17 protein-coding genes, 1 tRNA gene and 1 pseudogene are annotated in these 13,101 nt (G+C 65.3%); 7 read left to right on the forward strand and 12 right to left on the reverse strand.

Annotated elements, in window-relative coordinates:
* Position 1 precedes the first annotated feature (1 nt).
* The gene (locus tag U5914_RS01075; protein WP_336133534.1) at positions 2–199 is read right to left on the reverse strand and encodes a hypothetical protein; all 198 of its coding nucleotides are present in this window, start codon (positions 197–199) and stop codon (positions 2–4) included.
* Entirely contained in the window at positions 199–960 is a 762-nt protein-coding gene (locus U5914_RS01080) for a fumarylacetoacetate hydrolase family protein (protein WP_336133535.1), read from the reverse strand. The genes U5914_RS01075 and U5914_RS01080 overlap by 1 nt, the downstream gene beginning before the upstream one ends.
* Before the next feature lie 86 nt (positions 961–1,046).
* Between U5914_RS01080 and U5914_RS01085 the strand changes: the two genes are divergently transcribed.
* Complete coding sequence (locus tag U5914_RS01085; protein ID WP_336133536.1) at positions 1,047–1,199, forward strand: hypothetical protein; 153 nt, start codon at positions 1,047–1,049, stop codon at positions 1,197–1,199.
* 6 nt (positions 1,200–1,205) lie between these two features.
* Here the strand turns inward: U5914_RS01085 and U5914_RS01090 are convergent, their stop codons facing one another.
* Entirely contained in the window at positions 1,206–1,631 is a 426-nt protein-coding gene (locus U5914_RS01090; RefSeq protein WP_336133538.1) for a GNAT family N-acetyltransferase, read from the reverse strand.
* Positions 1,632–1,746: 115 nt separating this feature from the next.
* Between U5914_RS01090 and U5914_RS01095 the strand changes: the two genes are divergently transcribed.
* The gene (locus U5914_RS01095; RefSeq protein ID WP_336133540.1) at positions 1,747–2,472 is read left to right on the forward strand and encodes a metal-dependent hydrolase; all 726 of its coding nucleotides are present in this window, start codon (positions 1,747–1,749) and stop codon (positions 2,470–2,472) included.
* 60 nt (positions 2,473–2,532) lie between these two features.
* Complete coding sequence (locus U5914_RS01100) at positions 2,533–2,931, forward strand: OsmC family protein (RefSeq protein ID WP_336133542.1); 399 nt, start codon at positions 2,533–2,535, stop codon at positions 2,929–2,931.
* 279 nt (positions 2,932–3,210) lie between these two features.
* Here U5914_RS01100 and thiM read toward each other — a convergent pair whose 3' ends face one another.
* The 7 genes and pseudogenes from thiM to U5914_RS01135 form a co-directional block, all read right to left on the reverse strand.
* Positions 3,211–4,044 carry a hydroxyethylthiazole kinase gene (gene thiM, locus U5914_RS01105; protein ID WP_336133544.1) on the reverse strand — a complete coding sequence of 278 codons (834 nt, stop codon included), beginning with the start codon at positions 4,042–4,044 and terminating at the stop codon, positions 3,211–3,213.
* Positions 4,045–4,690 (reverse strand): annotated as a pseudogene (gene thiE, locus U5914_RS01110) (thiamine phosphate synthase); the annotation flags it as partial.
* Positions 4,691–4,731: 41 nt separating this feature from the next.
* Positions 4,732–4,935: a XapX domain-containing protein gene (locus U5914_RS01115; RefSeq protein WP_336133547.1), complete on the reverse strand. Its 204-nt coding sequence runs from the start codon at positions 4,933–4,935 to the stop codon at positions 4,732–4,734.
* A gap of 51 nt (positions 4,936–4,986) precedes the next feature.
* Complete coding sequence (locus U5914_RS01120) at positions 4,987–5,592, reverse strand: DNA-3-methyladenine glycosylase family protein (RefSeq protein WP_336133548.1); 606 nt, start codon at positions 5,590–5,592, stop codon at positions 4,987–4,989.
* 30 nt (positions 5,593–5,622) lie between these two features.
* The gene (gene cysE / locus U5914_RS01125; RefSeq protein WP_336134061.1) at positions 5,623–6,186 is read right to left on the reverse strand and encodes a serine O-acetyltransferase; all 564 of its coding nucleotides are present in this window, start codon (positions 6,184–6,186) and stop codon (positions 5,623–5,625) included.
* Positions 6,187–6,513: 327 nt separating this feature from the next.
* Positions 6,514–8,469 (reverse strand): AMP-dependent synthetase/ligase, encoded by a 1,956-nt coding sequence (locus tag U5914_RS01130; RefSeq protein WP_336133549.1) that lies wholly within the window; start codon positions 8,467–8,469, stop codon positions 6,514–6,516.
* A gap of 185 nt (positions 8,470–8,654) precedes the next feature.
* On the reverse strand, positions 8,655–9,038 hold the full coding sequence (locus U5914_RS01135; protein WP_336133550.1) for an Hsp20/alpha crystallin family protein: 384 nt from the start codon (positions 9,036–9,038) through the stop codon (positions 8,655–8,657).
* A gap of 114 nt (positions 9,039–9,152) precedes the next feature.
* Here U5914_RS01135 and U5914_RS01140 point away from each other — a divergent pair, with 114 nt between their 5' ends.
* Positions 9,153–9,752, forward strand: a complete 600-nt coding sequence (locus U5914_RS01140) for a protein sorting system archaetidylserine decarboxylase (RefSeq protein ID WP_336133551.1) — start codon at positions 9,153–9,155, stop codon at positions 9,750–9,752.
* Between the two features lie 80 nt (positions 9,753–9,832).
* On the opposite strand, the gene U5914_RS01145 is transcribed toward U5914_RS01140, so the two are convergent.
* Both U5914_RS01145 and U5914_RS01150 read right to left on the reverse strand, forming a co-directional pair.
* Positions 9,833–9,907 (reverse strand) — tRNA-Glu (locus U5914_RS01145).
* Positions 9,908–9,960: 53 nt separating this feature from the next.
* A complete protein-coding gene (locus tag U5914_RS01150) occupies positions 9,961–10,644 on the reverse strand; it encodes an NUMOD3 domain-containing DNA-binding protein (RefSeq protein WP_336133552.1) in 684 nt (227 codons plus the stop codon).
* A gap of 116 nt (positions 10,645–10,760) precedes the next feature.
* On the opposite strand from U5914_RS01150, the gene U5914_RS01155 reads away from it, so the two are divergent.
* The 3 genes from U5914_RS01155 to U5914_RS01165 all read left to right on the forward strand — a co-directional run bounded on the left by U5914_RS01155 (position 10,761) and on the right by U5914_RS01165 (position 13,100).
* Positions 10,761–12,197 (forward strand): APC family permease, encoded by a 1,437-nt coding sequence (locus U5914_RS01155; RefSeq protein ID WP_336133553.1) that lies wholly within the window; start codon positions 10,761–10,763, stop codon positions 12,195–12,197.
* A 55-nt stretch (positions 12,198–12,252) separates the two neighbouring features.
* The gene (locus tag U5914_RS01160) at positions 12,253–12,816 is read left to right on the forward strand and encodes a 2'-5' RNA ligase family protein (protein WP_336133554.1); all 564 of its coding nucleotides are present in this window, start codon (positions 12,253–12,255) and stop codon (positions 12,814–12,816) included.
* A gap of 77 nt (positions 12,817–12,893) precedes the next feature.
* Positions 12,894–13,100 (forward strand): hypothetical protein, encoded by a 207-nt coding sequence (locus tag U5914_RS01165; protein ID WP_336133555.1) that lies wholly within the window; start codon positions 12,894–12,896, stop codon positions 13,098–13,100.
* The last annotated feature ends 1 nt before the right edge of the window (position 13,101 follow it).

Consider the following 13,101-nt stretch of genomic DNA (forward strand, 5'->3'; position numbering starts at 1 on the left):
GTCACGCCGCGTCAGTCATGATTCGTAGACAGTTCCCACAGACGGTGGCCTCGCGGTCGGCGAACAGGTCTTCGGGGTCGGCGTCGTCGGGAAGCGGCCGAATCGTCGGCGACAGGCCGGTGATTTCGGCCCCACAGAGCGTCCGCTCGGCGTCCAGCGCCTCGCAGAAATGCACCGAGGGCCGGAACCAGTAGTACATCAGGGAATGCGGACTTCGTTCCGCAGGGTGCCGACGCCCTCGACCTCTATCTCGACGGTATCGCCGTCCGAGAGCGGGCCGACGCCCTCCGGGGTCCCGGTCGAAATCACGTCGCCGGGTTCCAGCGTGATGTAGCTCGTTATTTCGGCGACCAGTTCGGGGACGCTGAAGATGAACTGCTCTCGGGAGGAGTCCTGCCGAACCTCGCCGTTGACCCGACACTGCACCGAGGCGTCCATCGGCACCTCGTCCGGGGAGGCGACGACCGGCCCGATTGGCGCCGCATCGTCGAAGGCCTTCCCGCGGACCCAGTTGGTCTCGACCGACTGGTCGTCGCGGTTCGAGAGGTCGTTGACGCAGGTGAAGCCGGCGATGACGTCGCTGGCGTCGTCTTCGGAGACGTCGCGACACCGCTCGCCGATGACGACGCCGAGTTCGGCCTCGTAATCGAGGCGTTCCTTGCCTGCCGGCAGTTCGACGGTCTGCTCGTGGCTGGCGACGGTGTTCGGCGGCTTCAGGAAGAGCAGGGGCCGGTCGGGAATATCCTTGCCCTGCTCTGCGGCGTGGTCGGCGTAGTTCAGACCGACACAGACTATCTTCGAGGGGTCGGTCGGGGGGAGGACATCGACCTCGCTGGGGTCGACGTACTCCTCGTCGGCGGTCACGCGCTCGCCGTTGGTCGGGAACGCACGAATCTTCTCGTCTTCCAGGGCTCCGTGGCGAACGTCACTGTGGGAATCGCGGAATCGTACTCGTCGCATACGCCCGCGTTGGAGGGCCGCCGCTTAAGCGTTCACGAAACGGGCCTCGCCCCAGCCTTTTGTCCTCCGGCCGAGACCGGGGTCGTATGCGCACCGGACTCTTTGCCGCCCACGAACATCACGCGCCGACGACGCTGCTGGACCACGCCACGGCCGCCGAGGACGCCGGTTTCGATTCGGTCTGGACCAGGATAGACCGCGAGCACCTATATTTAAATCCTCTCCGTCACGGACGATAGCCAGCCTCAGAGCGGTTTCCGCATCTCCCGATGGGGGATACCCGCTTCCTCGAACTCCTCGCTCGTTATCTCGTAGCCGAGTCGCTCGTAGAACCCGATGACGGGCGCTTGGGCGTGCAGGATAACTCTCTCGTAGCCCTCCGACCGCGCGGTATCCTCGACGACGGCCATAATCTCACGGCCGAGGCCGGTCCCGCGTTCACGCTCGACGACCGCCACCCGCTCGACTTTCGCCGTCGAGTCGTCGTATGCCCGAAGGCGGGCAGCACCGACCGGTTCGTCGCCGTCGTAGGCGACGAACCCGATGGCTTCCTCGTCGTTGCCGTCGATTTCGAGGTCCTCCGGAACGCCCTGCTCCTCGATGAACACCTCGCGGCGGACCGCGAGGGCGTCCGCCAACTCCTCGTCGGTTTCGACGCACCGAACGTCCATACTGGCCCGAACACCGCGACGGCCCTAACTCCCTCGACTCGACCGTATCGTGTCAGTTACTCTCTGTCGATACCCACCCACGCTTATTAGGGTTTCGTGAGTAGTCCTACCTGCTATGGACCTTACCTGGTACGGTCATTCGACGTGGCACGTAAGCCTCGAAGACACCGACCTGCTCATCGACCCGTTCTTCGACAACCCGAAGACGGACACCGACCCCGAGGAACTGGACCCCGACTACGTCCTGCTGACCCACGGCCACGCCGACCACATCGGCGACGTCGACCGCTACGAGGGCGCCGGCCTCGTGGCGGTGCCGGAACTGGTCGGGTACGTCGAGGACAACTTCGGCGACTACGACGCCGTCGGGGGGATGGGGATGAACATCGGCGGCACCGTCGAGTGCGGCGACGCATGGGTGACCATGACTCAGGCCGCCCACACCAACGGCATCGAGACGGACTACGGCGCCTCCGCGGGCGTCCCCGGCGGCTTCGTGATTAGCGAGAAGAAGCCGACACAGGAGTCCGACGCCGACAACACCGCCTTCTACCACGCGGGCGACACCAGTCTCCTGACGGAGATGCGCGACGTCATCGCGCCGTTCCTCGAACCCGACTTCGCCGCGCTGCCGGCCGGCGACCACTTCACGATGGGTCCCGCACAGGCGGCCATCGCCGCCGACTGGCTCGGCGTCGACTACGCTGCACCGATGCATTACGACACCTTCCCGCCCATCGAACTCGACACCAGCGACTTCGAGCGCGAACTGAAAGCGACCGGGGCCGGGGCCGAAGCCGTCATCCTCGACGGCGACGAGACGTTCACCCTCGACGGTTGACGACCGCCCGACCCCAAGCGACCTACCTTTTTATGCGTGCCGTCCAACCGTTCGAGTGTCATGGCCGACATAAACACCACTACCGTCAACGAAGAGAAGTATCACGCCCTGAGCCGTGCCGGCGACTTCGAACTCAGCATCGACGCGACCGAACAGGAGGGCCCGAGCCCCAATCAGGTCCTCGTCGCCGACTACGCCTCCTGCTTTACCTTCGCCTGCCGCGCCGGCGCCTCGAACGAACTCGACATCGACCTCGGCAAGGTCGAAACCGAAGCCGAAGCCGACATCAACGACGATGACGACCTCACCGCGATCCGCTTCCACATGCAGATCGAGGCCGACCTCAGCGACGACGAGGTAGAGGACGTCCTGGATCTCGGCAAGGACATTTGCCACGTCCACGACTCGCTGAAAGAGAGCCTCCACGCCGACATCGACGTGACGGCTGACGCGTTCTAGCCACTTTTTGCACGGACCGGCTTCGCCGGTCCGGCAAAAACGTGGGGAAAATATGCGCGAGAGCCTCCAGCCGCGGCGCTTCGCGCCGCGTTAGTCGGCTCTCGCTACCGGACTGCGGGCGCCTTCGGCGCCCTTGTCCGGGGTGGTTCGAAAGACGCCAAAGGCGTCTTTCGTCATGCGAAAAGAGCGCTTCGCGCTCTTTTCAGCAAACCGCCTCGGGAGCGTTTTTCGAACGCCCCGCTCGGCGGATGCTACTCGTTATTTAAATCCGAACAGCCGTCACTCCGCCGAAAGCACCTGCTCGATTCGCTCGTCGGCGACGGGCGCGTTCGCCGCGCCCATGTTCGCGACCGTATCGAGGAAGGCAGTCTTGTAGCTCGCGGGGCCGTTGTACTCGCCTTCCTCTGCGGCCCGTTCGCCGGCGAGGCCGAAGCAGGCCGTTCCCGCAAGGGCGGTTTCGAGCGGCCGGTCGACGCCGAGGCCACCGCCGAAGGTGGCGAGGGTGACGCCGAGCATACACCCGGTTCCGACGACCTGTCCCATCAGGGGATGACCGACCGATACCTCGTAGGCCGCCTCGTCGGTGGCGACGACGTCCGTCTCGCCGGAGGCGACCACGACGGTGTCGTGTTCGCGGGCACAGGTGACGGCGGTTTCGGCGATGTCGCTGTATTCGCCGACCGATTCGACGCCCCTGACGTCGGCGTCCTCGCCGACGAGAGCCGTAATCTCGGCGTAGTTGCCCTTCAGAACCGTCACGTCGAGGTCGGTGACGAGTCGCTCGGCGACGGCCGTTCGGACCGAGGTCGCGCCGACGCCGACCGGGTCCACGACGAGCGGAATCCCGCTCTCGTTTGCGGCCGCACCCGCCGTCAGCATCGCCCCCTCGCCCGCCTCGTCGACGGTGCCCATATTGAGCAGGCAGGCCCCTGCGGTCGAGACCATCTCGCCCACCTCCCGCTCGTCGTCGGACATGACCGGCAGGCCACCCCAATGGAGCGTGACGTTGGCCACGTCGTTGACCGTCACGCTGTTCGTCACGGAGTTGACCAGCGGGCCGGCCTGCTCGACGGCCGCCAGTGCCGCCGAAGGGTCGACAGAGGGTTCAGTCATCGACCGACACCTCCCGGCCGCGGACCGCCTCGGCGAGTTCGCGCGTCGCGGCTTCGGGGTCCTCAGCGCCCGTAATCGCCGAGATGACGGCGACGCCGTCGGCGCCCGCCTCGACGACGTCAGCGGCGTTGTCGGATGTGACCCCGCCGATGCCGACGAAGGGCAGGTCCGTCGCCGCCCGGACCGCGCGAATCCGGTCGAGACCGATACCCATCTCCTCGGGTGGCACGTCGTCCTTCGAATCCGTCGCGAAGACCGCACCCACACCGAGGTAATCGGCGCCGGCGTCCTCGGCCCGCCGAGCGGCCTCGGGCGTCGACACCGAGCGGCCGATGATGGCCGCCTCGCCCAACTGCTCGCGGGCGACCGAGACGGGCAGGTCGTCGTCCCCGAGATGGACGCCGTCGGCGTCGAGGGCGGCCGCGAGGTCCACGCGGTCGTTGACGATGAGCGGCACGCCGGCCTCACGGGTCAGCTCTCGGAGTTCACGGCCGAGTTCGTAGCGTTCGTTCGCGCTGGCGGATTTCTCGCGCAACTGGACGATATCGACGCCGCCGCGGATGGCGGCCTCGACGGTCTCGACCGTCGAACGACCTGCCGACAGGTCCTCGTCGGTCACCAGATACACGCCGAATTCGTCGGTCATACAACTCGGTATAACATCATCCCGTATCGGTCTTCCGCTCTCTAGATTCCGATGGCCTCGAGCAGGTCGTAGCCGACATCGAGGTATTCGACCACTTTGTATCCCAGATAGATGCCGACGATACCGAGCACGCCCGCGATGGAGGGCGGGGCCGGGATGGGCACGCCGGCAAAGGAGAAGACGGCGCCGGTGATGAACCCAGTCAGTAGTGCCAGAAGCGCGATAACGAGGCTTGCATCGACCATACCGGGAACGCGCCCGGCGGCTTCAAGTCGTTTCCGGCAATCGGCCGGCGGTCACTCACCGACGACTTCCGCGACCGAATCGGCGATGTCCTCCTCGACGCGCCACAGATAGAGACTCGCATAGCTCCGGTACGGCGCCCACCGCTCGGCCTCCTCGACCATCTCCGCACGGTTCAGGTCCTCGCCGTAGAGAGTCCGCATTCCCTTCCGGATGCCGAGGTCGCCGACCGGGAAGACGTCGGGGCGGCCCAGCGAGAAGAGCAACTGCATGCGCGCCGTCCACTCGCCGACGCCCTTTATTTCCGTCAGTTCGTCGACGACCGCCTCGTCGTCCAGTTCCTCGAAGTAGTCCTTGCTGAATTCGTCACGGAACGCCTCGGCGACGTTGCGCACGTAGCCAGTCTTCTGTCGGGAAAGGCCGGCGTCTCGGAGCGTCCCGGGGTCAGCGGCAAGGATGCCCTCGGGCGTCACCTCGACGGCCTCGAAAAGGCGTTCGCGGGTCGCCGCTGCCGATGCCATCGACACCTGCTGGCGGAGGATGGAGACGACCAGCCGCTCGAACATGTCGTCGGCCGGGTCGAGGTCGAGCCGTCCGTGCTGGTCGACGAGGGGGCCGAGATAGCTATCCTCTCGGAGTGTTTCGTACGGCGAGGTCACGGTAGGCAGGATGGGCTCGAACCTGAAAGCTCACTCGCACTCGAGGGCGTCGGCGTCCTCGGAACTGACACGGGCGCTGCCGGTGCCATCGACGGGTTCGGCCGGCGACCCGGCGACGGTCGTGTCGGCCGGAACGTCCTCGACGACGACGCTGCCGGCGCCGACGGTGGCGTTCTCGCCGACGACGATGTCGCCGATGAGCGTCGAGTTCGCGCCGACGGTGGCGCCGTCCTCCAGCGTCGGGTGGCGTTTCTCCCGGCGCATCGAATCGCCACCCAGCGTGACGCCGTGATACATCAGCACGTCGTCGCCGATGTCGGCCGTCTCACCGACGACGACGGCGGCGCCGTGGTCGATGAACAGTCGGCGGCCGATATCCGCGGCTGGATGAATCTCGACGCCGGTGAGCAGGCGAACGAACTGCGAGAGCGCGCGGGCGGGGAACTCGAAGCCGCGCTCCCAGAGGGCGTGGGCGATGCGGTAGCCCCAGACGGCGTGCAGGCCGGGATACAGGAGCGCGACGGTGATAGCGCTGGTGGCTGCCGGGTCCTTTGCAAGGGCGGTGCGGACGTCTTCTCTGAGTCGGTCGAATATCATTGTCGGTGGGGGTCGATAGCGGTCTGAAAGCGAGCGAGGCGAACCCGGCGTTACTGGTAGCAACGCCGGAACCGAGAAATCAGCAGCAACGACAGCACGCCGCGGCCGAGACTGGTCGGCGAGCGGGACGGACCGTGGATGCGACGTGGCTGTGCGCCATCGTATAGTGGGTATTGTGGCAAGCGAGATATAAAAGGTGTCGGTGAGATGGTCGGTTTATCGCCAGAACGGCCGTTCGGACGTTATACGGGTTCTTGTAGTCGTTTACCGGTCTTCGCCGACCGCCCACTGCCGATGACCGGCAAATCGTTACAAGAATCCGTATCAGGCGTTGTAGTCCTCGCCGTAGATGTCTCGGACTTGCGGTTCGAACTCCCCTTTGACGTTCCGGCGCTTGATCTTCATCGACGGCGTCAGCAGGTCGTTGTCGGCCGTCCACTCCATGGGAACGAGACGGAACTCCTTGATCCTCTCCGATTTCGCGAGGGTCTCGTTGACCGCCTCGACCTCCTCGTCGATGTACTCGATCACGCGGTCGTGTTCGCAGATGGCTTCGGGGTCGTCGGGCAGGTCGATGCCCTCCTTGTCGGCCCACCGTTCGAGGTGCTCGAAGTTGGGGACCAACAGCGCGGCGATGAACTTCTGGTTGTCGCCGATGACCATCGCCTGCTCGATGCGCTCGGAGGTGGCGAACTCGTCTTCGATTGGCTGGGGGGCGATGTTCTTGCCCGTATCGAGCACGATGAGTTGCTTGAGGCGGTCGTGATAGGTGAGGTATCCGTCGTCGCTCACCTCGATGAGGTCGCCGGTCCGGAACCACCCGTCCTCGGTGAAGGCCTCCTCGGTCGCGCCGGGGCGCTCCCAGTAGCCCTGGGTGACGTTCGGCCCCTTGACGTGGAGTTCGCCGAGTTCGCCGTCGGCCGCCTCGCGGCGGTCCTCGGTGACGACCGTCTCGTCGACGCGAACGTCGACGTTCGAAAGCGGCGGACCGAGCGTGCCGGCACGGGCGTCCTCGGAGGGATTCACCGAGACGACGGGTGAGGTTTCGGTCAGCCCGTACCCCTCGAGGATGGGGATGCCCATCCCGTCGAAGAGTTGGGCGAGGCGCTTCGAGAGCGACCCGCCGCCGCTGACGAAGAACTCGATGTTGCCGCCCATCTTCTCGCGGACGTTGGAGTAGACGAGTTTGTCGAATATCTTGTATTTGAGTTTGAGGCCGATACCCGGGTTCTCGGTGGTCGCCCACTGGCGGGCGACGGGGACCGCGCGCTCGAAGACGGCTTCCGGCGCCTCGTCGCGGAGGCTGTCGTAGATGCGCTCGTAGACGCGGGGCACCGAGGCCGCGGTCGTCGGCTGGACGAGTTGGATGTCGTCGGCGACGGTGTCGGTCGATTCGGCGTAGGCGACGGTCGCGCCGGAACCGAACATCAGGAAGTGACCGGAGATGCGCTCGAAGACGTGCGCGAGCGGCAGGAAGGAAAGCGACCGCGAAGTCTCGTCGATCGTGTCCAGTTCGGGGTCCTTGTCGGGGCGGGGACCGAACCGCTTGCGGATGCCGTTGATGTTCGACCGGAAGTTGCCGTGCGTGAGCTGGACGCCCTTCGGCTTGCCCGTCGTCCCCGAGGTGTAGATGAGAGAGGCGAGGTCGTCGAGGTCCCGGTCGGCGAGCCACGATTCGTACTCGTCGAGGTCGAAGGCCTCCTCGCCGCGGTGATACAGCTCCGCCAGCGAGAGGATATCGTCGCGGTCCTCGTAGCCGTCGAACTCGTCGAGGACGACGACGAACGCGAGATTGAGGTCGTCCTCGACTGCGAGGACGCGCTCCAGCAGTTCCTCGTTCTCGACGACGACGCCCTCGGCGCCCGGGTCGTCGAGCAGGTACTGGACCTGGTCGGGCGAGGATTCGGTGTAGACGGTCGTCACGACGCCGCCCGCGGTGAGGATGCCGAAGTCGGATTGCGCCCACTCCATCCGGGTGTTGGCGAAGATGCCGACGCGGGTGTCGGCCTCGACGCCGAGGTCACGGAAGCCGGCCGCGAGGTTCCGGACGATGTCCTGCATCTCGGCGTAGGTAAGCGCCGCGTACTGGCCGGCCGGCGCCGCGGGAATCACGTCGCCGGCCATCGAGCGCTCGTAGATACCGCCTTTATACCACTGGGCCTCCCGGCTCGCGTGGCGGGAGGCGCTCTCCTCGAAGAGTCGCGGAATCGTGTTCTCCCCGATTACCTCGTCCTCGTACTCCGCCTCTGCCTGTAACCAGGCCGCGTTATTGCTACGCATGACTTGCTGTCTGGTCGGTCTTCTGCCACCCATATTAATGCAGGCGCTTCGGGACGGCTAATTAGCCGATAACGGCCGATTCTGTTCTGAATGAAACCGTTTTCGCCATACAACACACGAAAACTTCCACAAACTGGTTAACGATTGGAAAAATACGAGCGCCGTTTAGGGGCCATGCCGTCCGGTCAGTTCACGTCGATGCGGTGGCCGCCGTCGTGGTCGGCGTCGACCGGCAGACGAACTTCGAGGACGCCGTTGCGGTAGTCGGCGTCGATTTCCTCCACGTCGACGTCGGCCCCGACGCGGACGGATTCGTGGACGTGCCGGGAGCGCGACCCGTCGTCGTCCTCGACCTCGTGGACGGCGTCGATAGTCAGGACGCCGTCGTCGAACCGGATGTCGAGTTCGTCCGTCTCGAACCCCGGCAGGTCGGCGTGGACGAGGTACATCCCGTCGGTCGCCTCCAGTCGGAGGTTCGTCTCGTCGGCCATCCAACCGCCGCCCAGCATGGAGCGGCGCATACTCTCGAACAGGCGGTCCATCTCGTCGAAGGGGGTCGTTTGTCTCATCGTGTTTCAACAGTAGAGAGGCGCTCAGAGGAGATAAAGGGAGATAGAACGTATGCTAACACGAGGGCGGAAGACAGCGAAACCGCCTTGACAGCGGCGCGTCATCGTTGCTCCGTGCTCCCGACGCTCCCCGACCTCGCGCCCGGCGCGTGGCAGTACGCCAAATATCCGCTGGCGCTGGCCATCCCGCTCGTCGTCCTCGCCCCGCCGGCCGGCCTCGCCTGCCTCGCCGCCGGCCTCGGCGCGCTGTGGTTCCACCGCGACCCGCCGCGCTCGCCGCCGCCGACCGGCATCGTCGCCCCCGCCGACGGTCGCGTCTCCGTCATCCGCGAGGAGGGCGACCGGGTTCGCGTCGGCGTGTTCATGAACGTCACCGACGTCCACGTCAACCGCGCGCCCGCACCGGCGACCGTCGAGTCGGTCGACCACACCCCCGGCAAGCACCTGCCGGCGTTCACCAAGGAATCCGACCGCAACGAGCGCGTCACCATCGACTGCGGCGAGTACGAACTCACGCTCATCGCCGGCGCCGTCGCCCGCCGCATCCACCCCTACGTCGAGTCTGACGACGAACTCGACCGCGGCGACCGCATCGGCCACATCTCCTTCGGGTCGCGCGTCGACGTCCTGTTGGCTCCAGAATACGACATCGGTGACGTTCGCGTCGCATCGAACCAGCGTGTCCGGGCGGGCGAGACGGTCTTGGTCGCTTGATTGAGGCCGAGACGAAGTCAGTGGAACTCAAGAGGCGGCTGTTCGGACGGGGAACTACGGAAATTGAGACGGCCTAAGAATGCTCGCTAGGGGATTTGAACCCCTGTCGAAGGCTCGAAAGGCCCTCATGATTGGCCGGGCTACACCAAGCGAGCGACATCAGTTTCTCAGATTGGAGGAGTTATAAAACTGTCTTTCTCGACCGGCACTATCGGTCCGCCGGGTGCGATATTTCCGTGGTGAACGATAGCGTACCGTGATGAACTTCGAGGTGACAATCCCGACAAAGGAGAACGAGATTTCGCATGTCATGTGCTTCTTCGAGAGGAACTGAGTCGGCGTTCTGGAACTCGCGAACGGGAATGATGTGATGGACTTCGAGCGGTCTCTCGGTCTCGTTTACGCCACAGTTCTGGCAACCCCCGTCCCGTTGGCGAACGTCCTCCCGCGCTGCAATCCATCCGGGACCGTAGCTCCGACTGTGGCCACCTTCCCAGTTCGGATTGTCCTTCCCCGTTCGGGATTCACTCATTCGGCGACGGGTCTCTGCGGGTTTTTTGCGTCCCTCTAGAGCTTCAGCGATGCGCTCTTTGGTCGACTCCGGAAGTTCACGTCCTGCGTGTGCTTGTGACATCTTCCGGCGTGTCTCTTCCGGCGTCTTCTGCCCCTCCATCGTCTCGGAAATCCGCTGCTTGACGCTTTCGTCCCGCTCTTTGCCGTACAGCGGGTGGTTCTCGCCTTCGACGTCGCGCGTCTCGATATCGTGTCGGGTCATCCATTCGCGAATCGTTCGTGGGGATACGTTGCAGGCGTCTGCCATCTCCTGTTGGGTCCGTCCCTGCTCGTGGTACTGCTCGTACAACCACTCCGCGCGTCGGTACCGGGGCGGCATGGGGTCGAAGGCTCCCTCGTCATGGTATAAGAAGCCATCCTGCCCCGGTGAAAGTGAAACCGCGGCCGTCAGAGGAAGGCCGAACAATAATTACAGACCGTGCTATCCGTACCCACATGGCACAGGCAGAGTTCAAGATAATCGACCAGAAGGTCGGCTTGCTCGGGGCGACGGCGCTGACGGTCGGCAACGCCGTCGCGATTACGATGTTCCTGCTGCCGGCGCATCTGCTGGCCGACGGGGCGGGGCCCTCCATCGCGCTGGCGGCCGCGGTGACGGCGGTTCCGACCGTCTTCTCGATACTGCTGATGCTCCAGCTCGGCGGGGCGATGCCGGCCGCCGGCGGCGGCTACGTCTACGCATCGCGACTCATCAGTCCCTTCTGGGGATTCGTCCTCCCGTGGGTGTCGATTCCGGCCGTCTGGCTCGGCATCGTCTACACCGGCTACGGCTTCGCGGAATACGTCCGGTTCTTCCTGCCGCTGGAGGTGCCGCTCGGCGTTGCCGCGCTGACGGTTCCGGCACTGTCCATCGAGTTCTGGATTCTGGTCGGCATCGTCCCGTTCCTGTTTTTGAACCTCCTCGGCATCCGGTTCGTCACGGGGATTCAGTTCGCCCTCGTCGCGGTCATCATCTTCGGCATGTTGCTGTTCATCGTCCCCGGTGCGGCGACTATCGACACGGCGAACTACACGCCCATGTTCCCGGAGGGGTACGGCCCGTTCATCGTCGCGGTCATCTCGCTTTTCATCGGAATGTACGGCTTCGGGTTGGCGTTGAACATCGGCGAGGAAATCGAGGACCCCATCAAGAACATCCCGCGTGTCATCGCGTTGAGTACGGTCATCGGCGTCTCGCTGATGGTCGGCGCCGTCGTCGTCGCCGTCGGGGCGCTGGAGTGGACCGAGTGGGCCGGCTCCGAGGCCGGTATCTCGGTCGTCGCGCTGGAGTTCCTGCCGTGGTGGGGCGCCGCAGTCGTCGCGCTGGCGGCCATCGTCGGCGCGCTGACGACCATCAACACCATCTACGTCAACTTCTCGCGGCTGGTCATGCGGGCGGCCCGCGACGAGATATTCCCGACCTCGCTGGCGAGCGTTCACGACCGGTTCGACAGCCCGAACCGCGCCATCCTGCTCATCGGCGTGCCGCCGGTGTTTCTGGTTCCGCTGACGGGCCCCGAGAGCGTGCTGGACCCGGTCGTGATGTCCATCGTCCTCTCGTTGGCGCTACTTTTGAGTATCGTCTTCCTCGCCATCTCGGCCTACCGGCTGCCGAAGGTATTCCCTCAGCGATACGAGCACTCGTTCTATCGGCTGCCGCGACCGCTGCTGTATTTCGCCGCCGCAGGTGGCGTCGCCGTCCCGACGGTCTTCTGGATGCTGCTCATGACCGAACACCCCTACGTCGGCGCCGGAATCTTGGCGTGGCTGGTGCTGGGGTATCCCGTCTATCGGTATCGAGTCTACCGATACGACGAACGGGGAATCGACCTCCGCTCGCGGATGAAGTTCCTCCACGACCACGAGAAGGACGCCGCGGCGACCGACGAGTAGGCACTCCCGCCCGCCGACGGCGCCCTTTTGAGTCTCTGTTCCCTCCGCCGCGTGTATGGAGTCGGTCACCGGGTGGGTCACCTGCCGACTCGCCGAATCTCACCGGGTCGAAACCCTCCGAGACCACCTCTACGGCTGGCTCGGCGCGCCCGAACCGTACCGCCGGGAGGACGAGCCGCATCTCAGCGTCTTCGGCTTTCACCTGCCGGCCGACCGGGCGGCGACCTTCGCGTCCGAGGCCGAGCGATTCGCCGACGCCGTCGGCCCGTGGGAAGGGGCCATTGAGGGCTATCACGTCTGGCCGTCGACGCGGAACCCGATGGTCGTCACCCTCGACGTACCGTACCCGATGGAAGCCGTCGCCTCGCCGCTGGCGGACCTGCTTTCGGCCCGCGGCGGCCGTCGACGCTGGGGGCCGACCCACCCCCACGTCACCCTCTTCAAGGGCGGCGTCCCCGGCGAGGAACTCCAGTGGGCGCAGGTGCCGCCGGAGGTCCGTGACCGACTAGACGCGGTTTCGGGAGCCGAGAACGGCTACGACCCGCCGGAACGGCTCGTGGCCCCGAATTTCGAGGTCCGAATCGAAGCCCCACGGGTCGTCTTCCACGGAGGGGTTTAAAGCGCCGGCTGCTCCCGGCAGAACCCTTGTGCTCGTCGTTTCCCGAGGTTCGATAACGACCCAGGGGTGGGGCGTCGATGTCTCAGGAACAGCAACAACGATTCACGAACCGTGCCGTCGCCGTCGGCGTGGTGGTCGTCTGTCTGGTCGGCATAGCACTCGGTGCGGCCGGGTCCGCGATTCCCCGGTGGGTCCTCCCGGTCGTCGCGCTCCTCGGCTCGTTCGTCGCGGTCGGGTACGTCGGGGCGAAAGGTTACGCAATCGTCGAGGGGAGCAAGCAGTAGC

The sequence above is a fragment of the Natronomonas amylolytica genome (genome assembly GCF_037031205.1).
Lineage (GTDB): Archaea > Halobacteriota > Halobacteria > Halobacteriales > Haloarculaceae > Natronomonas > Natronomonas amylolytica.